General features: G+C 74.2%; 18 protein-coding genes and 1 riboswitch. Of the genes, 11 read left to right on the forward strand and 7 right to left on the reverse strand.

All coding sequences use genetic code 11. The annotated features are described in order from the left end of the window. Positions 1-11: 11 nt before the first annotated feature. The 3 genes from nagA to HUT16_RS20195 form a co-directional block, all read right to left on the reverse strand. Complete coding sequence (gene nagA, locus HUT16_RS20185) at positions 12-1,187, reverse strand: N-acetylglucosamine-6-phosphate deacetylase (RefSeq protein ID WP_176189523.1); 1,176 nt, start codon at positions 1,185-1,187, stop codon at positions 12-14. Beyond that, a complete protein-coding gene (locus HUT16_RS20190; protein ID WP_176189524.1) occupies positions 1,184-2,116 on the reverse strand; it encodes an ROK family protein in 933 nt (310 codons plus the stop codon). The genes nagA and HUT16_RS20190 overlap by 4 nt, the downstream gene beginning before the upstream one ends. Before the next feature lie 168 nt (positions 2,117-2,284). Continuing rightward, positions 2,285-3,229 (reverse strand): SIS domain-containing protein, encoded by a 945-nt coding sequence (locus tag HUT16_RS20195; protein ID WP_176189525.1) that lies wholly within the window; start codon positions 3,227-3,229, stop codon positions 2,285-2,287. A gap of 179 nt (positions 3,230-3,408) precedes the next feature. On the opposite strand from HUT16_RS20195, the gene HUT16_RS20200 reads away from it, so the two are divergent. From HUT16_RS20200 to otsB, 4 genes are all read left to right on the forward strand, one after another. After that, the gene (locus HUT16_RS20200) at positions 3,409-4,197 is read left to right on the forward strand and encodes a DeoR/GlpR family DNA-binding transcription regulator (protein ID WP_176189526.1); all 789 of its coding nucleotides are present in this window, start codon (positions 3,409-3,411) and stop codon (positions 4,195-4,197) included. 234 nt (positions 4,198-4,431) lie between these two features. Further along, positions 4,432-5,613, forward strand: a complete 1,182-nt coding sequence (locus HUT16_RS20205; protein WP_254897899.1) for an extracellular solute-binding protein — start codon at positions 4,432-4,434, stop codon at positions 5,611-5,613. A gap of 54 nt (positions 5,614-5,667) precedes the next feature. Further along, entirely contained in the window at positions 5,668-5,898 is a 231-nt protein-coding gene (locus HUT16_RS20210) for a DUF3263 domain-containing protein (protein WP_176189527.1), read from the forward strand. Positions 5,899-5,944: 46 nt separating this feature from the next. Next, a complete protein-coding gene (otsB, locus tag HUT16_RS20215) occupies positions 5,945-6,793 on the forward strand; it encodes a trehalose-phosphatase (protein ID WP_176189528.1) in 849 nt (282 codons plus the stop codon). Between the two features lie 57 nt (positions 6,794-6,850). On the opposite strand, the gene HUT16_RS20220 is transcribed toward otsB, so the two are convergent. From HUT16_RS20220 to HUT16_RS20230, 3 genes are all read right to left on the reverse strand, one after another. Continuing rightward, positions 6,851-8,320: a trehalose-6-phosphate synthase gene (locus tag HUT16_RS20220; protein WP_176189529.1), complete on the reverse strand. Its 1,470-nt coding sequence runs from the start codon at positions 8,318-8,320 to the stop codon at positions 6,851-6,853. Between the two features lie 71 nt (positions 8,321-8,391). Further along, positions 8,392-8,862, reverse strand: coding sequence for a hypothetical protein (locus HUT16_RS20225; RefSeq protein ID WP_176189530.1), 471 nt, complete (start codon positions 8,860-8,862; stop codon positions 8,392-8,394). 25 nt (positions 8,863-8,887) lie between these two features. Beyond that, positions 8,888-9,886 carry a glucosyl-3-phosphoglycerate synthase gene (locus HUT16_RS20230; RefSeq protein WP_254897900.1) on the reverse strand — a complete coding sequence of 333 codons (999 nt, stop codon included), beginning with the start codon at positions 9,884-9,886 and terminating at the stop codon, positions 8,888-8,890. 138 nt (positions 9,887-10,024) lie between these two features. Then, a riboswitch (SAM riboswitch) is annotated at positions 10,025-10,152 on the forward strand. 17 nt (positions 10,153-10,169) lie between these two features. On the opposite strand from HUT16_RS20230, the gene thrC reads away from it, so the two are divergent. The 5 genes from thrC (at position 10,170) to HUT16_RS20255 (ending at position 14,980) form a co-directional block, all read left to right on the forward strand. Beyond that, a complete protein-coding gene (gene thrC / locus HUT16_RS20235; protein ID WP_176189531.1) occupies positions 10,170-11,447 on the forward strand; it encodes a threonine synthase in 1,278 nt (425 codons plus the stop codon). Between the two features lie 57 nt (positions 11,448-11,504). Then, positions 11,505-11,783 (forward strand): MoaD/ThiS family protein, encoded by a 279-nt coding sequence (locus HUT16_RS20240; protein WP_033220742.1) that lies wholly within the window; start codon positions 11,505-11,507, stop codon positions 11,781-11,783. A gap of 579 nt (positions 11,784-12,362) precedes the next feature. Beyond that, complete coding sequence (locus tag HUT16_RS20245; RefSeq protein ID WP_014137493.1) at positions 12,363-12,569, forward strand: cold-shock protein; 207 nt, start codon at positions 12,363-12,365, stop codon at positions 12,567-12,569. Between the two features lie 321 nt (positions 12,570-12,890). Next, complete coding sequence (groL, locus tag HUT16_RS20250) at positions 12,891-14,513, forward strand: chaperonin GroEL (protein WP_123553427.1); 1,623 nt, start codon at positions 12,891-12,893, stop codon at positions 14,511-14,513. Positions 14,514-14,620: 107 nt separating this feature from the next. Beyond that, positions 14,621-14,980 carry a hypothetical protein gene (locus HUT16_RS20255; protein WP_176189532.1) on the forward strand — a complete coding sequence of 120 codons (360 nt, stop codon included), beginning with the start codon at positions 14,621-14,623 and terminating at the stop codon, positions 14,978-14,980. 136 nt (positions 14,981-15,116) lie between these two features. Here HUT16_RS20255 and HUT16_RS20260 read toward each other — a convergent pair whose 3' ends face one another. Next, positions 15,117-15,746 carry a hypothetical protein gene (locus HUT16_RS20260; protein ID WP_176189533.1) on the reverse strand — a complete coding sequence of 210 codons (630 nt, stop codon included), beginning with the start codon at positions 15,744-15,746 and terminating at the stop codon, positions 15,117-15,119. A 157-nt stretch (positions 15,747-15,903) separates the two neighbouring features. Here HUT16_RS20260 and HUT16_RS20265 point away from each other — a divergent pair, with 157 nt between their 5' ends. Then, on the forward strand, positions 15,904-16,605 hold the full coding sequence (locus tag HUT16_RS20265; protein WP_176189534.1) for an ABC transporter ATP-binding protein: 702 nt from the start codon (positions 15,904-15,906) through the stop codon (positions 16,603-16,605). After that, positions 16,602-19,304, forward strand: a complete 2,703-nt coding sequence (locus tag HUT16_RS20270; RefSeq protein WP_176189535.1) for an FtsX-like permease family protein — start codon at positions 16,602-16,604, stop codon at positions 19,302-19,304. Before HUT16_RS20265 ends, HUT16_RS20270 begins: the two co-directional genes overlap by 4 nt. The last annotated feature ends 55 nt before the right edge of the window (positions 19,305-19,359 follow it).

Below are 19,359 nucleotides of genomic sequence, written 5' to 3' on the forward strand. Positions count from 1 at the left end.
GCGGCGCCGGGTCAGGCCGGGTTGCCGGCCCTGGCGAAGCGGTCCGCGCCGACGATCCACTCGCCGCGGCGCATCACCGCGACGAGTTCGTGGCTGTCGGAGTCGAGGACGACCAGGTCGGCGTTCTTTCCGGCCTCCAGGGTGCCGATGGTGTCGCCCAGGCCCATCAGGCGGGCGGGGACGGTGGACAGCGAGGTGACGGCCTGGTTCAGGGACAGGCCGAGGACGGTGACGGCGCGGCGGAAGGCGACGTCCAGGGTGAGGGTGGAGCCGGCGATGGAGCCGCCCTCGACCAGCCGGGCCACGCCGTCCTCGACCCGGACCTGCAGCGGGCCGAGCGGGTACAGGCCGTCGCCCATGCCGGCCGCGCCCATCGCGTCGGTGATCAGCGCGACGCGCTCGGCGCCGGCCGTGCCGTAGGCCAGCTCGACCACCGAGGGGTGCAGGTGGATGCCGTCGTTGACCAGCTCGACGGTGACCCGCTCGTCCTCCAGCAGGGCGACGATCGGGCCGGGGGCGCGGTGCTGGATGCCCGGCATCGCGTTGAACAGGTGGGTGGCCACGGTGGCGCCGGCGTCGATCGCCTTCAGGGTGACCTCGTAGTCGGAGTCGGTGTGGCCGACGGCGGCGATGATGCCGAGGTCGGACAGCATCCGCACCGACTCCAGGCCGCCGGGCAGCTCCGGGGCCAGGGTGAACATCTTCGTGTGGCCGCGGCCCGCGTCGGCGAGCTTGCGCACCAGCGCCGGGTCCGGGTCGCGCAGCAGGTCGGGGCGGTGGGCGCCGCACCGGTTGTGCGAGATGAACGGGCCCTCGAAGTGGATGCCGGCCAGGACGCCGTCCTCGACGAGCTCGGAGAGCACCGCCGCCTGGCGGCAGACCTCGTCGATCTCGCCGGTGACGGTGGAGGCCATCGTCGTGGTGGTGCCGTGCTCCAGGTGCGTGCGGGCGGCGGTGAGCGCCTCCTCGGCGATGCCGGAGGCGTACGAGGCGCCGCCGCCGCCGTGCACGTGCAGGTCGACGAAGCCGGGGACGACGGTGTAGCCGGTGAGGTCGAGGTCGCTCGGCTCCGGCTCGCCGCCGAGGCTCGCGATGCGGGTGCCCTCGACGGAGAGCCGGCCCGCGTCGATCACCCCGCCGGGCAGGACCAGTCGGGCTCCGGCCAGTGCAGTACGGTCCGCGGTCACGCGGTCACCTCCATGGAGAGCAGATCCCAGGCGAGCAAGCCGGCGCCCAGGGACGCGGCGGTGTCTTTGAGCATGGCCGGAACGACCTTCGGGGGCATCTGGAAGGTCAGGCGCTCGGTCACCGCGGCGCGCAGCGGCGTGAAGAGCGTGTCACCCGCCTCGGCGAGCCCGCCGCCGACGATCACCGTGGACGGGTCGAGCAGGCTCTGCGCCAGCACGATGCCGTCGGCGAGCGCGTCCACCGCGTCCTGCCAGACCGCGGCGGCCCGCGGGTCGCCGGCGTCGACGGCGCTCGCGCAGGCGGCGGCGTCGGCCTCCGGGTCGCCGCTGGCCCCGGCCCAGGCCCGGGAGACCGCGGAGGCCGAGGCCAGGGTCTCCAGGCAGCCGCGGGCGCCGCAGCCGCACTGCGGGCCGCCGGGGCGGACCACCACGTGGCCGATCTCGCCGCCGTAGCCGTGCGCGCCCGCCTCGATGGAGCCGTCGATGCCGATCGCACCCGCGATGCCGGTGCCCAGCGCGATGAACAGGAAGCGGCCGACCCCCCGTCCGGCGCCGATCCGGCCCTCGGCGAGCCCGCCGGAGCGGACGTCGTGGCCGAGGGCGACCGGGATGCCGCCGAGGCGCTCGCCGAGCAGCTTGCGCATCGGCAGGTCCCGCCAGCCGAGGTTGGCGGAGAAGACCGCGATCCCGTTCTTCTCGTCGATCGTCCCCGGCACGGCGACGCCCGCCGCGAGGGGGGCGGCACCGAACCGGGTGCGGCCCTCCTGCGCCAGGTCGGCGGCGAAGTCGAGGATGGTGGCGACGACGGCGTCGGGGCCGTGCTCCCGCCCGGTCGGTCGGCGTGCTTCGAAGAGCACCGAGCCGTCCTGGGCGACCAGCGCGGCCTTCATGCCGGTGCCGCCTACATCGAGTGCGATGACGTGCTTCACGGGGGACAGTTTCCCTTGGCCGGGTCTAAGAGGTCTAGTCCAGTTGCTCGATTGGTCTGGTCCTGAGAGGTGAGGTTTATCGCTCTTCGCACCCTCCTGGGCGGTTTGCGTGTCAGGGCCGTCACACACCGTGCGGCGGGCCGGGGGGCGGCTCGGGCCGGGCGGGGCTCAGCCGAGGACGATCGAGCGGGTCAGGTTGCGCGGCCGGTCCGGGTCCAGGCCGCGGTGCGCGGCCAGCGCGACGGCCAGCCGGTGCACCCGGACCAGGTCCGCCAGCGGGTCGAGGCCGCCCGCCCCGGAGTCGGCCACCAGCCGGCCGCCGACCGCGGCCACCTCGTCGGCCAGGCCCGCGGGCAGCTCGCCGAACATCCAGGCGGCCCGGCCCGGCGCGGTGATCGAGACCGGGCCGTGCCGGTACTCCATCGCCGGGTACGCCTCGGTCCAGGCCAGCGCCGCCTCGCGCATCTTCAGGCCGGCCTCCTGGGCCAGGCCGTTGGTCCAGCCCGCGCCCAGGAAGGAGACCTGCTCCAGCGCCACCAGCTCGTCCGGCACCTGCCAGTCGACCGCCCGCTCGGCGTCCGCGGCGGCCTCGGCGACCGGGCGCACCCCGGCGGGGAGGGCCTCCTCCGACTCCAGGTGGGCGCGCAGCAGGGCGAGCACGGTGGTGGCGAAGCGGGTCTGCACCACCGAGCGCTCGTCGGCGAAGCCCAGGTCGACCAGGTGGTCGGCGGCCGCGGCCACCGGCTGGTCGGTGCAGGCGGTGATCGCGGTGGACGGCAGGTCGGTGCCGTCCAGCAGCCGCAGCACCTCGGTGGTGGTGCCGGAGCGGGTGATCGCCAGCACCCGGTCGTAGCGGCGGCCGGCGGGGAACTCGGAGGCGGCGAAGGCGTCGGTCTCGCCGTGGCCGCCCGACTCGCGCAGCGCGGCGTAGGCCTGCGCCATGAACCAGGAGGTGCCGCAGCCGACCACGGCCACCCGCTCGCCGCGCCGCGGCAGCCCGGCCGGGCCGCTCGCGGCCAGCGCGGCGGCGGTGCGCCAGTCGCCGGGCTGGGTGGCGATCTCCTGATCGGTGAGGGAACCGGTCGGGGTGCTGGTCGGGGACGGGTGCGGCATGGGGCGGACTCCTTCGGCTGGCCCGAAACTGCGCACGGACGAATGCGGTGTGCGCAAAGCTGATTGATTTATAGCTGTTTCGAGCATGATTGCGCAATGAGTGGCACCGCCCCGGGGTGTGCGAAGCTGTCCCGACCGGGCGCGGGGCGCTCGGGGCGAGCGCGGGAGGAGCGGGGACGGTGTCCAGGTACGAACGGTGGAACGCGCTGCTGGAACTGCTGGCCGAGCACGGGAAGCTGGAGGTCGAGGAGGCGGCCGACGCGCTGGACGTCTCGGCCGCGACCATCCGCCGCGACCTCGACCAGTTGGCCCGCCAGCAGATGCTCACCCGCACCCGCGGCGGCGCGGTGGCGCACAGTGTCTCCTACGACCTGCCGCTGCGGTACAAGACCGCCCGCAACGCCGACGCCAAGCAGCGGATCGGCGCGCTGGTGGCCGGCCTGGTCGAGCCCGGCGAGGTGGTCGGCCTGAACGGCGGCACCACCACCACCGAGGTGGCCCGGGCGCTGGCCGTCCGCCCCGAGCTGACCGAGCGCCCGGAGGGCGGCCGGGGCCTCACCGTGGTCACCAACGCGCTCAACATCGCCAACGAGTTGACGGTCCGTCCGCAGGTGAAGATCGTGGTCACCGGCGGCGTCGCCCGCCCCCAGTCGTACGAGCTGATCGGCCCGCTGGCCGCCCAGGTGCTCGGCGAACTCGCCCTGGACACCGCGGTGCTGGGCGTGGACGGCTTCGACCCCGGGCACGGCGCGACCGCCCACCACGAGGGCGAGGCGGCGGTGAACCGGCTGCTCGCCCAGCGGGCCCGGCGGGTGGTGGTGGCCGCCGACTCCTCCAAGCTGGGCCGCCGGGCCTTCGCCCGGATCTGCGGCCTGGAGGCGGTCGACACCCTGGTCACCGACGACCAGGTGCCGGACGCGGTGGCGGCCGCCTTCGCCGACGCCGGACTGACCGTACTGACGGCCTGAGTGTTCGCATACCGGACAGTTGTGCAGTCCACGTTGCGCATGGCGCAACACGATCTGACACTTCGATAACTTCCGCCCCTAGAGGTCTGGACCACCGCGCGCGGTAACTGCCAGGGTCGCGCCTGTCACCCTCCCGAAGGCGGTCCCCCCTTGAAGCGATCAGCGCTGATCCCTCTGCCCCTCGCCGGATGCCTCCTGCTGTCCGGCTGCGGCCTCCTGTCCGACGGGGGAGGGGTGACGCTCAACCTGGTCGCGGCCGACTACGGCACCAACGCCTCCAACAGCAGCAGCCTCTACTGGAACAAGGTCGCCAAGGACTTCGAGGCCGCCAACTCCGGCATCAAGGTGCACGTCGACGTGGTCTCCTGGGACGACATCGACAAGCACGTCGCCGACCTGATCGCCAAGGGGGACACCCCCGACATCGTGCAGACCGGCGGCTTCGCCGACCAGGTCGCCGCCGAGCGCCTCTACCCCGTCGGCGACGTGCTCTCCATGGAGGCCCAGGCCAACCTGCTGGACTCCTTCAACCGGGCCGGCCAGGTGCTCGGCAGCCAGTACGGCATCCCGTTCATCTCCTCCAGCCGGGTCTTCGTCTACAACAAGAAGATCTTCGAGAAGGCGGGCATCACCACCCCGCCCGTCACCTGGGACGACCTGCGCAAGGACGCCGAGCTGATCAAGGCCAAGGTGCCGGGCGTCACCCCGTACGCGCTGCCGCTCGGCCCCGAGGAGGCCCAGGCCGAGTCGATGCTCTGGACGATGAGCGGCGGCGGCTCGATCTCCGACAGCGTCGGCAACTACACCATCGACAGCCAGCAGAACCGCGACACCTTCAAGTGGCTGCGCACCAACCTGGTCGACAAGGGCCTGACCTACCCCGACCCCGGCACGGTCAACCGCAAGGCCGCCTTCGCGGGCTTCGCCAAGGGCGAGGTCGCCATGCTCAACGGCCACCCCGCGCTGCTCAAGGACGCGGCGGCGGCCGGCATCCAGTACGCCACCGCGGCGATCCCGCGCAAGAACGAGGAGGTCAAGGAGGTCTCCTTCGGCGTGGCCGACTGGCTGATGGCCTTCAAGGCCAACGGGCACCGGGCCGAGATCAAGAAGTTCCTCAACTTCGCGCTCTCCAAGCAGAACACCCTGGACTTCGACGAGGAGTACAACATGCTCCCCGTCACCCAGGACACCCTGACGGACATGCGCGACAACCCCCAGCACCAGGACCTCGTCAAGTTCCTGGACAACCTGCCGAACGCCGACTTCTACCCCTACGGCGCGCCCTCCTGGGACAAGGTCAGCAGCCTGATCAAGCAGCGCATCGGCAACGCCGTGAAGGGCGGCGGCGGCGACCAGGTGCTCGGCGACCTGCAGTCCGACGCCACCGCCGAGTCGGCCAAGGCCCGCCAGGGCTGACCGGGGCCGCCGGGCCGCCGGGGTTCTGACGGCCCGGGGACCTAGCCTGGACGCATGGCCGAACTGACCGAACGCGACCGGGCGGTACTCGCGCTGGAAGCCCGCGGGTGGCGGACCGCCGGCGCCAAGGAGCAGGCGATCCGGCAGGAGCTCGGCATCTCCGCCACCCGCTACTACCAGCTCCTCAACGCCCTGCTCGACCGCGCCGAGGCGCTCGCCCACGACCCGGTCCTGGTCAACCGGCTGCGCAGGGTCCGGCAGGAGCGGCGCGACGCCAGGCAGTGACGCGGCCGGAGGGCTGCCGACCCCCGGGGGCGGGTAGCGTCGGGGCATGGGAATCGCTGCACAGATCACGACCCGGGCGGGGCGGACCGGACTGGCGGGCCTGCTCGCCGACCCGAAGTCCGCCGTCGTGGGGCTCGACTTCGACGGCACGCTGGCCCCGATCGTCCCCGACCCCGACCGGGCCCGCGCCCACCCGGGCGTCGTCCCGGCCCTCGCCGCGCTCGCCCCGCTGGTCGGCGCGGTCGTGGTGGTCACCGGGCGGCCCGCCGCGACCGCCGCCGCGTACGGCGGCTTCGCGGACGTCCCCGGGCTCGAACACCTCACCGTCCTCGGCCACTACGGCGCCGAGCGCTGGGACGCGCGCAGCAACGCCGTCACCGCCGCCCCGCCCCCGCCCGGGGTGGCCGTGGTGCGGGACGAACTGCCTTCGCTGCTGCGCGGGTTGGGCGTGCCCGAGGGCACCTTCGTGGAGGACAAGGAGCGCGCGCTGGCCGTCCACACCCGGCGGGCCCCCGAGCCGGACGCGCTGCTGGAGCGGCTGCGCGGCCCGCTCGACGCGCTGGCCCGCCGCAACGGGCTGGTGGTGGAACCCGGCCGGATGGTCCTCGAACTGCGGCCGCCGGGGGTCGACAAGGGCGTCGCCCTCCGCGGCTTCCTGGCGGAGCGGGACGCGGGCCCGGTGGTCTTCGCCGGCGACGACCTCGGCGACCTCGCCGCCTACGCGGAGGTCGCCGACCGCCGCGCCGCGGGCCACCCGGGCCTGCTGGTCTGCAGCGGCCCCGTCACCGGCGAGCCCCCGGTCGCCGAACTCGCCGAACGCGCGGACCTGGTGGTCGCCGGGCCGGCCGGGGTGGTCGACCTGCTGAACGGGCTGACGGAACTGCTGCTGCACTGAGCGGGCCGGGCCGGGGGCGCGGAGGACCGTTCGGCTCCCCGCGCCCCGGCCCGGCGGCTACCGGAGCGCGTCGAGCTGGTCCAGGAACCACTGCTGGGGCGGGAGCGCGGTGGCCGCGGCGGCCAGGCGCTTGGTGCGGTCGGCGCGTTCGCCGGCGGGCATGGCGAGCGCCTCGGCCAGCGCGTCGGCGGTGGCGATCACGTCGTACGGGTTGACGGTGATCGCGTCGTCGGCGAGCTCCGCGTGGGCGCCGGCCTCCCGGGACAGCACGAGGGCGCAGCCCCGGTCGGAGACGACGGGGACCTCCTTGGCGACCAGGTTCATGCCGTCCCGGATCGGGTTGACCAGGGCGACGTCGGCGAGCCGGTACGCGGCGAGGGAGCGCGGGAAGTCGTCGTCGACGTGCAGGACGAGCGGCTGCCAGTCGTCGGTGCCGAACTCGGCGTTGATCTCCTCGGCGACGCGCCGCACTTCGGCGGTGTAGTCGCGGTACTCGGCGAGGTCGGTGCGCGAGGGGTAGGCGAAGGCGACGTGGACGACGTTGCCGAGCCACTCGGGGCGGGTGCGCAGCAGGTGCCGGTAGGCGAGCAGGCCGCGGACGATGTTCTTGCTGAGCTCGGTGCGGTCGACCCGGACGATGGTGCGCCGGTCGCCGACGGCCGCGCGCAGGGCGGCGAGGCGCTCGTCGACGTCGGGCCGGCGGGAGCGCTCGCGCAGGAACTCGGCGTCGGCGCCGAGGCCGTGCACGCCGAGCCGGGTGGTGCGGCCGCCGTGGGTGACGGTGAGGGCGTCGCGGTCGACCTCCGCGCCGAGGACGGCCGCGCAGCAGTCGGCGAAGGCGAGGGCCCAGCGGCGGGTGAGGAAGGCGGCCCGGTCGGCGCCGAGGATGCCCTCCAGGACGGCCGCGGCGACGTCGTCGGGCAGCAGCCGGTAGTAGTCCGGCGGGGCCCAGGGAGTGTGCGAGAAGTGGCCGATCCGCAGGTCGGGGCGGAGTTCGCGGAGCAGCGCGGGGGCCAGCGAGAGGTGGTAGTCCTGCACCAGGACGGCGGCGCCGGGGGCGGCCTCGGCGGCGAGCGCCTCGGCGAAGGCGGTGTTGTAGGCGGTGTAGGCGGCCCACTCGGTGCGGAAACCGGCGTCGAAGGCGGGCTGCAGGGGCGTCTGGTAGAGCAGGTGGTGGACGAACCAGAGGGTCGAGTTGGCGACGCCGTTGTAGGCGCGGGCGAAGGTCTCCGGATCGATGTCCAGCATCCGGACGGCCTGTCCGCCGACGTCGTGCCCGGCCCGGTCGAGCCGCCCCTCGGGGGCCTGCCGGGCGGCGGTGCGGTCGGCGTCGGAGAGCGCGGCGCAGACCCAGACCGCGTTCGGGTCGTCGATCGCGGACAGCCCGGAGACCAGGCCGCCGCCGCCTCTGCGGAGGGTCAGCGTGCCGTCGTCCTCCGAGCGGAAGGACACCGGCCCGCGGTTGGAGGCCACCAGGATCGGGGCGGCTCCGGACTGCTGGGGGCGTTCGGACACGTGATCGGCCATACAGCCAACCTTGCCGTGCGACCAGCGGACCAAACCACTCGGCGCGGCCCGCGCCGGGTGAACTCTCGGGGTCAGCCGCCGGTCACGGAGCCGATCGGCGGCCCGGAGTCGCGGGCCGGGAGGAAGCCGGGCAGCCAGGGCGGGCGGCCGTCGGGGCAGTTCGCGGGCAGGTAGAACCCGTGCGGCGGGGTCAGGTTGCGCTCCAGGTCGACGGCGGCGACGGTGAGGGCCGCCAGCAGGGCGGCGCAGGCCGCGGCGAGCGCGGGGGTGAGGAGGTCGGGGGAGCGGCGGGTGAGGCACCGGGCCAGCAGGACGGCGGCGGGCGGCAGCAGCAGGTAGCCGAAGGCGTACGGGCTGAGCACGTCGAACCGGGGGTCGTCGGTCAGGTCGTGGGCGACCTGCCGGGCCACGCCCGCGCAGTCGGACCAGGTGTCCTCGATCAGCCCCAGCACCCGGGTCTCGACCAGGAACCCCAGGACGGGCGCGAGGAGCAGGGCGAGGCAGCCGACGCCGGGGCGCCCGGGGCGCGGGGTGGGTTCCACGCCGGGACGGACGCGGGGCGGCGGCTCAGCGGTTGCGGTACTCGGGGACGGTGGCCATCGGGGGGCGTTCGGTGGCGGGGACGGGGTGGGTGCGGGGGGTGAAGCCCCCGGGGGTGCGGGTGTACTGGGTGAGCAGCGGGCGGACCAGGTCCGGGTCGGCCTTGAGGCGGTGGGTGCGGTCCAGGCGCTCCAGGGCGGTGCGGTAGATGGTGGCGGCCATCCGGCCGAGGGCCTGGCCGTCCTGGTGCCGGTGGTGCCGCACGCCGACGTCGACCTGGGCCAGCGCGTCCAGCCCGGCCAGCTCCAGGGCGTCGACCAGCAGGCCCAGCTCGACCCCGTAGCCGGTCGGGAAGGGCAGCCGCTCCAGCAGGCCGCGGCGGGCCGCGTACTCGCCGCCGAGCGGCTGGACGAAGCCGGCCAGCTGCGGCCAGTGCAGGTTGAGCAGCGGGCGGGCGACCAGTTCGGTGACCCGGCCGCCGCCGGCCGGGACGACGGTGCCGTCGGCCTCGAAGGGGCGGTCGTACATGGCCTTGACCAGGTGCAGGTCCGGGTCGGTGAGCAGCGGGCCGACGATGCCGGAGACGAACGCCGGGTCGAACTCGCGCAGGTCGGCGTCGACGAAGCAGACGATCGCGCCGCTGGTGGCGAGCAGCGAGCGCCACAGCACCTCGCCCTTGCCGGGTTCGGCGGGCAGCCGGGGCAGGATGTCGTCCCGGTGCACCACCCGGGCGCCGGCGGCGGCCGCGGCGGCGGCGGTGCCGTCCTGCGAGCCGGAGTCGACCACCACCAGTTCGTCCACCAGGGGGACGCGTTCGACCAGCTCGGTGCGGATCGCGGTGACGATCTCGCCGACGGTGGACTCCTCGTCCAGGGCGGGCAGCACCACGCTGACGGTGCCGGCCGGGCCGGCGGCGCGTTTGGCCTCCAGCAGCAGGTCGAGCGGCCGGTCGGCGGCCGTCCACGAACGGCGGCGCAGCCAGTCGGCCGCCTCCGGCAGTACCCCGGGCTCGGGCTGCTCCGGCAAGTCTCGCTCCCTGTCTCGGTTCGTCTCGGGTGTCGGACGCGGGGGTCGGTCCGCACGGGCCTTCGGATACAGTCTTCGTATTGCAGGCGCGCCTTCGCACGCGGGGGTCGCTCGCAGCGTACGACCACAACTTCACAGAGCTCATCCAGAGGGACTGAGGGAACGGCCCGTCGAAGTCCCGGCAACCCTCCCGCGCGGCCAGCAGGCCCGGCGGGACAGGTGCCAATTCCGTCCCGGACGCGACCGCGATCCGGGGAAGATGAGGAGAAAGGGCCTCGCCACCATGGCTGTTGACACCGCCGCATCCACCGTCGACCTCGGTCCCGCGACCGCGCTGTCCTGTCGCGAGTGCGGTGCGCGTTCCCCGCTCGGTCCGGACTTCGCCTGTCTCGAGTGCTTCGGTCCGCTGGAGATCGCCTACGACTACCAGGGCTACGACGCCGAGGAGCTGCGCAAGCGGATCGAGGCCGGCCCGGCGTCGATCTGGCGCTACGCCCCGCTGCTGCCCGTCCCGGCCGACGTGGCCGGCAAGCCGAACCTGAACCCGGGCTGGACCCCGCTGGTCAAGGCCGACAACCTGGGCCGCGAGCTGGGCTTCACCGCGCAGCTGCACATCAAGGACGACTCGGGCAACCCGACCCACTCCTTCAAGGACCGGGTGGTGGCCTGCGCGATCGAGGCCGCCCGCGCCTTCGAGTTCACCACGCTGTCCTGCTCCTCCACCGGCAACCTGGCCGGCGCGGTGGGCGCCGCGGCCGCCCGGGCCGGCTTCAAGTCCTGCGTGTTCATCCCGCACGACCTGGAGCAGGGCAAGGTCGTGATGGCCGGGGTGTACGGCGGCGAGCTGGTCGGCATCGACGGCAACTACGACGACGTGAACCGCTTCTGCTCCGAGCTGATCGGCGACCCGGCCGGCGAGGGCTGGGGCTTCGTGAACGTCAACCTGCGCCCGTACTACGGCGAGGGCTCCAAGACCCTGGCGTTCGAGATCTGCGAGCAGCTCGGCTGGCGGCTGCCCGACCAGCTCGTCATCCCGATCGCCTCCGGCTCCCAGCTCACCAAGATCGACAAGGGCCTGCAGGAGCTGATCAAGCTCGGCCTGGTCGAGGACAAGCCGTACAAGATCTTCGGCGCCCAGGCCGAGGGCTGCTCCCCGGTCTCCGCCGCCTTCAAGGCCGGCCGCGACGTGATCAAGCCGGTCAAGCCGGACACCATCGCCAAGTCGCTGGCGATCGGCAACCCGGCCGACGGCCCGTACGTGCTGGACATCGCCCGCCGCACCGGCGGTGCGGTCGAGGACGTCACCGACGTCGAGGTGGTCGAGGCGATCAAGCTGCTGGCCCGCACCGAGGGCATCTTCGCCGAGACCGCGGGCGGCGTGACCGTCGGCGTGCTGAAGAAGCTGGTCGAGACCGGTCAGCTGGACCCGGCCAAGGAGACCGTCGCGATCAACACCGGCGACGGCCTCAAGACCCTCGACGCGGTCGCCGACGCCGGTATGACCGCGGTGATCCGCCCGACGCTGGAGTCCTTCCGCGCCGCCGGCCTCGCCACCGCCTGACACCCAGCCGCAGGACACCCCCAGCCGCAGGACACCCCACGCCCCGAGGAGCACCGCATGAGCGCCACCGTCCGCATCCCGACCATCCTGCGCACCTACACCGGCGGCGCCGCCGAGGTGACCGCCGAGGGCGCCACCCTGTCCGCCGTCATCGCGGACCTGGAGGCGAACCACGCCGGCATCGCCGCCCGCCTGCTGGACGACACCGGCAAGCTGCGCCGCTTCGTCAACGTGTACGTGAACGACGACGACGTGCGTTTCGCCGACGGCCTGGAGACCGAGATCAAGGACGGCGCCTCGGTGTCGATCATTCCGGCGGTGGCCGGCGGCTGCTGACCGCCCCGCATTACCGCGACCGCCGTTCGGTTCGGAATTCAATTGTCCGGACCGGGCGGCGGTTTCGTGCGTACCGGGGACAATGCCCGCGCACCTGCGGCTTTCCCTCCGGGCGGGGCGCCGCAATTCGGCCGGGAGCCGGGGAGTAGAGTCTCGGTCGGGGCCGTTCCCCTCCGCGGCCCGGTTCAATCCTCGTTTTCCGCACCGCGCCCCGCCCGTGCAGGACCCCGTTCCGTCCCGCGCGCTGAGACGGGTACCGGGCCGCCCGCCGTACGTCGCCGCCCGCGGCCGCCCGTTCTGTCAGGCCGCCGTCAGAATTGTGGCGGCGTTTTGCGGTACCCCGTCCGTTATGTCCGGTGGCAATTGTCGGACGGTGCGCCTTTCGCCCCGCGATATCCCCCGACCGGCCCGGACTTTCCCCGGAAATTGGGCCTGTTGCACAGGGCGCATATCCGGATACATTCAGCCGCGACAGAGGCTGCGCCGTACGGGGGGGAGTCCCCAGGCCGGTCTTCCAGACCTCCGGGTCCGCGTCCCGCGGATCTCTGAAGGGCCAGCACAGCACAAGGGGAGTTCGGAATGGCTCAGGGCACCGTCAAGTGGTTCAACGCCGAGAAGGGCTACGGCTTCATCGCGGTCGACGGTGGAGCGGACGTGTTCGTCCACTACAGCGCGATCCAGATGGACGGCTACCGCACCCTGGAAGAGGGCCAGCGGGTCGAGTTCGAGATCTCGCAGGGTCAGAAGGGTCCGCAGGCCGACATGGTCCGCGCCGCCGGCGCCTGAGGCACCGGCTGACCGCACGACCCCGCACAGACGCACAGACAGGCCCGCCCCGACGCGACGGCGTCCGGGGCGGGCCTGTCGGCTTTCCCCGGCGGCCCCGCGGTTTCCCGCCGGGGCCGCCGCCGGAGCCCCCATGGGCTTGCACTCGCCACCCCAGAGTGCTAATCATTGGCGTTAGCACTCACAGTGTGAGAGTGACAAACGGACCGGGCCGGTGAGGCCCCGGAAGCGGTAGGGGAAGGGACCCCCGCTCTCCTGGGCCGTCCGTCGCGGGCACCCCTTGGTCCGAGCAGTCGACCGTGTCCCGGAGGACCACTTCTGATGGCCAAGATCATCGCCTTTGACGAGGAAGCCCGCCGCGGCCTTGAGCGTGGCATGAACCAGCTTGCCGACGCCGTGAAGGTCACGCTCGGCCCCAAGGGTCGCAACGTCGTCCTGGAGAAGAAGTGGGGCGCCCCCACGATCACCAACGACGGTGTCTCCATCGCCAAGGAGATCGAGCTCGAGGACCCGTACGAGAAGATCGGCGCCGAGCTGGTCAAGGAGGTCGCCAAGAAGACCGACGACGTCGCGGGTGACGGCACCACCACCGCCACCGTGCTGGCCCAGGCGCTCGTCCGCGAGGGTCTGCGCAACGTCGCCGCCGGCGCCAACCCGATGGCCCTCAAGCGCGGCATCGAGAAGGCCGTCGCCGCCGTCTCCGACCAGCTGCTGGCCCAGGCCAAGGACGTGGAGACCAAGGAGCAGATCGCCTCCACCGCCTCCATCTCGGCCGCCGACACCCAGATCGGCGAGCTCATCGCCGAGGCCATGGACAAGGTCGGCAAGGAAGGCGTCATCACCGTCGAGGAGAGCAACACCTTCGGCCTGGAGCTCGAGCTCACCGAGGGCATGCGCTTCGACAAGGGCTACATCTCCGCCTACTTCGCCACCGACCTGGAGCGCATGGAGGCGAGCTTCGAGGACCCGTACATCCTCATCGCCAACTCCAAGATCTCCTCGGTCAAGGACCTCCTCCCGCTGCTGGAGAAGGTCATGCAGAGCGGCAAGCCGCTCGTCATCATCGCCGAGGACGTGGAGGGCGAGGCCCTCTCGACCCTGGTCGTGAACAAGATCCGCGGCACCTTCAAGTCCGTCGCCGTCAAGGCCCCGGGCTTCGGCGACCGCCGCAAGGCCATGCTCGGCGACATCGCCATCCTGACCGGCGGCACCGTGATCTCCGAGGAGGTCGGCCTCAAGCTGGAGAACGCCGGCGTCGACCTGCTCGGCACCGCCCGCAAGGTCGTCATCACCAAGGACGAGACCACCATCGTCGACGGCGGCGGCGACAGCGACCAGGTCGCCGGCCGGGTCAACCAGATCCGCGCCGAGATCGAGAACTCCGACTCGGACTACGACCGCGAGAAGCTCCAGGAGCGCCTCGCCAAGCTGGCCGGCGGCGTGGCCGTCATCAAGGCCGGCGCGGCCACCGAGGTCGAGCTCAAGGAGCGCAAGCACCGCATCGAGGACGCGGTGCGCAACGCCAAGGCCGCCGTCGAGGAGGGCATCGTCGCCGGTGGCGGCGTCGCCCTGCTGCAGGCCGGTGTCGCGTTCGACAAGCTGGAGCTGGAGGGCGACGAGGCCACCGGTGCCAACATCGTCCGGGTGGCCCTGGAGGCCCCGATCAAGCAGATCGCGACCAACGCCGGCCTCGAGGGCGGCGTCGTGGTCGAGAAGGTCCGCAACCTGCCCGCCGGCCACGGCCTGAACGCCGCGACCAACGAGTACGTCGACCTGGTCGCCTCCGGCATCATCGACCCGGCCAAGGTCACCCGCTCCGCGCTGCAGAACGCCGCCTCCATCGCGGCGCTGTTCCTCACCACCGAGGCCGTCATCGCCGACAAGCCGGAGAAGGCCGCCGCGGCCGCCGGCGGCGGCATGCCGGGCGGTGACATGGACTTCTGATCCTCCGGGATCCGACGTTCCACGCGTTCGCTCGTGAGGGCGGCCTCCTTCGTGAGGCCGCCCTCACGGCGTTCCCGGCCGCCGCGGCGCTTTGGGACAATGGGCGGATGGCCAGTTCCGACATCGAAGCCGCCCTGCACAGCGCCCGGGCGCTGATCCTCGCCGACCTCACCGCCCGGGACGTCGCCGACGCGGCGATCGTCTCGCTGGTGGAGGACGCCGTCACGCACCGCCGCTGGTGGCTCGAACAGTGGCCCGCCGGGTGCGAGTTCGTCCTCGGCCTGATCGCCCAGGACGTCCAGGACGCGCTGCTGGAGTCGTACGGGCGCTGGCCGCTGTGCACCGCCTGCGCCGAGGAGGAGGACGATCCGCACGCGCTCGGGGTCGAGCCGGAGCTCGGCCCGGACCCGCACTGGGTGTGCGGCAAGCGCGGCGTCGCGGTCGCCCCGGTCGGCGGGCTCGTCTGATCCTCGCCGCCCCCGGGCCGGTCCGGTCGCGGCAGGTGGCGGTCCCACCTGGTCGGTGACGTGTCACCGGACGAACTGCGTTCCTGCGCCGCCGGGTCGGGCGCGGCGCCCGGGTGATCGCCCGCCCGGCGGGGGATCAGCCTTCCAGGGCGGCCAGTTCGCGGTGCATGTTCGCGCGGGCCCGGGCGTCGTAGCGGGCGTGGCCCTCGGGGGTGCGGTAGAGGGCGGGCAGGGCGAGGAGTTGGCGCAGGACCGTGGCGCGGCCCGCGCGGAAGGCGTCCGGCGGGACGAAGGAGTACTCGTCGCGGACGGCGGCGGCGTAGGCGTCGTACGCCTCGCGCGGGCCGCCGAGGACGGCGAGGTCGGCGTCGCAGAGCACCTCGCCGTTGCGGTCGCCGGGGGCCGGGTGGTGGGTGACGGTGAGCCGGACCAGGCGGTCGACCTCGTGGACCAGCGGTTCGGGCAGGCCGGCCTCGCGCAGGGCGCGGCAGGCGAGCGCGGCGCTGCGCTCCTCGTTCTCGGAGCGGTCGGGGCGGTAGACGGCGTCGTGGAACCAGGCGGCGAGCCGGACGGCGTCGGGGTCGTCGGCGTGGTCGGCGAGTTCGTCGACGCGGTCGAGCACGGCCTCCAGGTGGGAGGTGGTGTGGTAGCGGCGCTGCGGCTCGGCCCAGCGGGTGAGCAGGTCGCGGGCGTAGGGCTCGGGGTCGGCGGTGGCGCCGCAGCGGGTGAGCAGGACGTGCCAGCGCGCGGACAGCGGTGCGGTCATGGCGCTCATTCTGCTCCTCGGGGTGCGGGGCGGATGCGCCGCGGTGTGATCCAGCCTATATGTAGTCCGCCGACTTATGCCGCACACTTGAGTAGTTGGCGTCCGGCGGCTATACATACTCGGTATGCAAGACGTTTCGCCGTTCCGAGGGGGAGCCATGACCGGATCGAACGCGCAGGCCGTACTGCGCCTGGAGGGGGTCGGCCGGGTGCACGGCCGGGGCGCGGCCGAGGTGCACGCGCTGCACCCGGTCGACCTGGAGGTGCGGGCCGGGGAGTTCCTGGCGGTGATGGGCCCGTCCGGCTCGGGGAAGTCCACCCTGCTCGCACTGGCCGGCGGCCTGGACCGGCCCTCCCGCGGGCGGGTGCTGGTGGAGGGCGCCCCGCTGGAGGGGCTGAGCCGGGCCCGGCTGGCCGACGTGCGCCGCCGCTCGGTGGGCTACGTGTTCCAGTCGTACAACCTGCTCCCGGCCCTGACCGCGGCCGAGAACATCGCGCTGCCCCGCGAGCTGGAGGGGGTCTCCGCCCGCACCGCCCGCGCCGAGGCGCTGACCGTGCTGGAGGAGCTGGGCATCGGCGAACTCGCCGACCGCTTCCCGGAGGACATGTCGGGCGGCCAGCAGCAGCGGGTCGCGATCGGCCGGGCCCTGTCCGGGCAGCGCCGGCTGGTGCTGGCCGACGAGCCCACCGGGGCGCTGGACTCGGCCACCGGCGAGGCGGTGCTGGAGGTGCTGCGGGCCCGCTGCGACGCCGGGGCGGCCGTCATGATGGTCACCCACGACGCCTCCCACGCCTCCTGGGCGGACCGGGTGGTCTTCCTGCGCGACGGCCGGATCGACGAAGAGGCGGTGCGCCGATGAGCGCCCTGCGGGCGGTGCTGCGGATCGCGCGCCGCGACGCCTGGCGGGCCAAGGGCCGCAGCGCCCTGGTCGCCGCGATGATCGCGCTGCCGGTGCTCGGCGCGACCGGCGTCGACGTGGTGCACCGCAGCGGACAGCTGACCGCCGAGCAGCGCGCCGACCGGCTGATGGGCCGGGCCGACGCCCTGGTCGGCGCGTACGACCCGGGCTGGACGATCGAGCAGGCGGTCTTCCCCGCCGACGGCGTCCGCACCCTGCCGAAGCGCCCCGACGCCGAGCCGAGCGCCGAGCAGCGGCGCGCCGCCGACACCGAACCGACCACCCTGCTCGGCGAGTTGCTGCCGCCCGGCAGCACCCTGACCCCGGCCCGCACCGGCCCGGTCGCCTCGGTGCGGACCGTCGACGGGCTGGCCCCCGCCGACACCTTCGAGGCCGACCTGACCGGCGGCCTCTGGCAGGGCCGGATCGACCTGGTGTCCGGCCGGGCCCCCGCCGCCCCGCACGAGGCCGCCGCCACCCGGGCCTTCCTGTCCACCACCGGGCTGCGGATCGGCGACCGCGTCACCGTCCGCGGCCTGGAGTCCACCCCGTTCACCCTGACCGGCACCGTCGAGCACCCCGCGGACCTGAACGCCGTCGAACTCGTCGCCCGCCCGGGCGAGTTGTACCGGCAGCTGGACGAGGCGCAGGCCGCCGCCGGGCTCGCCCCGCAGGCCCCGTCCGCCGAGCAGGCCGCCGCCCGCAAGGCCGCCTGGCTGGTCACCCTGCCCGCCGGCACCTTGCTCGACTGGTCCCGGGTGCGGCAGCTCAACGCGCACGGCTACACCATGGCCGCCCGCCAGGTCGCCGCCCACCCGCCCGCCGAGGCGCTGGAGCGGCAGGAGGCCGTCGGCGCGCAGGGCGAACGCGAACGCGCCCTGATGACCGCCGCCACCACCGCCGCGATGGCGCTGCTGGAGGTCGCCCTGCTGGCCGGGCCGGCCTTCGCGGTCGGCGCCCGCCGGGCCCGCCGCCAGCTCGCGCTGCTCGGCGCGGCCGGCGGTCGGCCCGGGCACGTGCGGGCCGTGGTGCTCGGCGGCGGCCTGGTGCTCGGCGCCGTCGGCGCCGCACTCGGCGCGCTGCTCGGCGCCGGGCTGGTGGCCGTGCTGCGCACCCGGCTGGAGGAGTGGGGCGGCAGCCGGTTCGGACAGCTGACGCTGCGCCCGACCGAACTGCTGGCGATCGCCGCCGTCGGCGTCGTCACCGCCGTGCTGGCGGCCCTGCTGCCCGCGCTCCAGGCCGGCCGCCGCGAGGTGCTCGCCGGGCTCACCGACCGGGACCCGGTGCGCCGCGCCTCCCGCCGCACCCCGCTGCTCGGCCTGGCCGCCGTCCTGCTGGGCGCCGCGCTGGCGCTGTACGGGGCGGTCGCCGGACCGGTCGCCGGACCGCCGGTGCTGGCCGGGCTGAGCGTGCGCACGCTGTCCGTGCTGGGCGGCGCGGTGCTCGCCGAACTCGGACTGCTGCTCTTCACCCCGCTGCTGCTGGCCCTGCTCGGCCGGCTCGCCCGCCGACTGCCGGTCGGCCCCCGGCTGGCGCTGCGCGACGCCGCCCGGCACCGCTCGCGCACCGCGCCCGCGGTGGCCGCCGTGCTCGCCGCGGTGGCCGGCGCCGTCGCGGTCGGCGTGCACTCCACCGGCGCGGAGGCCCAGGACCGGGCCGGCTACCGGCTGGAACAGCCCGTCGGCGCCGTCCGGCTCACCGTGCACGGCGACGTGAACGCGCTGCCGCAGCTGCGCGCCGCCCTGCCGCAGGACCTGCCGGACCTCGGCGAACGCGCGGACCTCTACCAGGCCAAGTACGTGTTCTGCGACGGATGTTGGGGCTTGGTCTACGCCGAGGGCGGCCAGCGCTACGGGGCGGCCGTCACCACCGAGGCCGTGGTCGGGGACGCCCCCGTGCTGCACAACCTGCTGGCGCTGCACGACCCGCGCGCGGAGCAGGCGCTGCTGGCCGGGAAGGCCGTGGTCACCGACCCGTCCTACCTGCACGACGGGCAGGCCGTGCTGCGGACGCAGGGCGAGGCGGGCGCGCCCAAGGAGCTGCGGGTGGACGCGGTGCTGGTCGAGCGCCCGGTCGGGCAGCGCTACGCGCCGCTGGTGCTCACCCCCGACACGGTCCGCCGGCTGGGCCTGGAGGCCGAGCCCGCCGGGGCGGTCTGGCTGCCGTCCGCGCCGGTCGGCGAGCGGGCCCGGCAGCGCGCCGCCGCCACCGTCGCCCGGCTCGCCCCGTACGCCGAGTTCCACGTGGAGCGCGGCTTCGTCCCGGAGGACAGCACGGTGCGGGTCGCGCTCGGCGGCTTCGCCGGGCTGGTGGTGCTCGGCGCGGCCGTGGTCTCCACCGCGCTGGCCGCCGCCGACGCCCGCCGCGAACGCGCCCTGCTCTCGGCGATCGGCGCCCGCCCGCGCACCCGGCGCACCGTCGCCGGACTGCAGGCCGGTCTGATCGCCCTGCTCGGCGCGGTGCTGGGCACCGTCAGCGGCCTCGTCCCGGCCTTCGCCCTGCTGCGCTCCCGGGCCGCCGGGGTGATGGGCGGGCCCGCGGTGAGCCTCGCCGACGTGCCCTGGGCGACCGTCGCGCTGCTCACCCTGGCCCTGCCGCTGCTGGCCGGGCTGCTCGGGGCGCTGCGCCGGGACGACCTCGCCGGGATCGACCGCAGGTAGCCCGGCCCGGCCCGGCCCGGCCCGGCCCGTCGGGAGTCGGGGGCGGGCCGGGCCG

It is taken from the genome of Kitasatospora sp. NA04385 (assembly GCF_013364235.1).
GTDB lineage: Bacteria > Actinomycetota > Actinomycetes > Streptomycetales > Streptomycetaceae > Kitasatospora.

Excerpts from the sequence above, each read along its gene's own strand:
- HUT16_RS20195 (WP_176189525.1), bottom strand. The coding sequence starts at position 3,229 with ATGCCGCACCCGTCCCCGACCAGCACCCCGACCGGTTCCCTCACCGAT.
- HUT16_RS20255 (WP_176189532.1), top strand. The coding sequence starts at position 14,621 with ATGGCCAGTTCCGACATCGAAGCCGCCCTGCACAGCGCCCGGGCGCTG.
- otsB (WP_176189528.1), top strand. The coding sequence starts at position 5,945 with ATGGGAATCGCTGCACAGATCACGACCCGGGCGGGGCGGACCGGACTG.
- groL (WP_123553427.1), top strand. The coding sequence starts at position 12,891 with ATGGCCAAGATCATCGCCTTTGACGAGGAAGCCCGCCGCGGCCTTGAG.
- thrC (WP_176189531.1), top strand. The coding sequence starts at position 10,170 with ATGGCTGTTGACACCGCCGCATCCACCGTCGACCTCGGTCCCGCGACC.
- HUT16_RS20265 (WP_176189534.1), top strand. The coding sequence starts at position 15,904 with ATGACCGGATCGAACGCGCAGGCCGTACTGCGCCTGGAGGGGGTCGGC.
- HUT16_RS20210 (WP_176189527.1), top strand. The coding sequence starts at position 5,668 with ATGGCCGAACTGACCGAACGCGACCGGGCGGTACTCGCGCTGGAAGCC.
- HUT16_RS20245 (WP_014137493.1), top strand. The coding sequence starts at position 12,363 with ATGGCTCAGGGCACCGTCAAGTGGTTCAACGCCGAGAAGGGCTACGGC.
- HUT16_RS20260 (WP_176189533.1), bottom strand. The coding sequence starts at position 15,746 with ATGACCGCACCGCTGTCCGCGCGCTGGCACGTCCTGCTCACCCGCTGC.
- HUT16_RS20270 (WP_176189535.1), top strand. The coding sequence starts at position 16,602 with ATGAGCGCCCTGCGGGCGGTGCTGCGGATCGCGCGCCGCGACGCCTGG.
- HUT16_RS20240 (WP_033220742.1), top strand. The coding sequence starts at position 11,505 with ATGAGCGCCACCGTCCGCATCCCGACCATCCTGCGCACCTACACCGGC.
- HUT16_RS20220 (WP_176189529.1), bottom strand. The coding sequence starts at position 8,320 with ATGGCCGATCACGTGTCCGAACGCCCCCAGCAGTCCGGAGCCGCCCCG.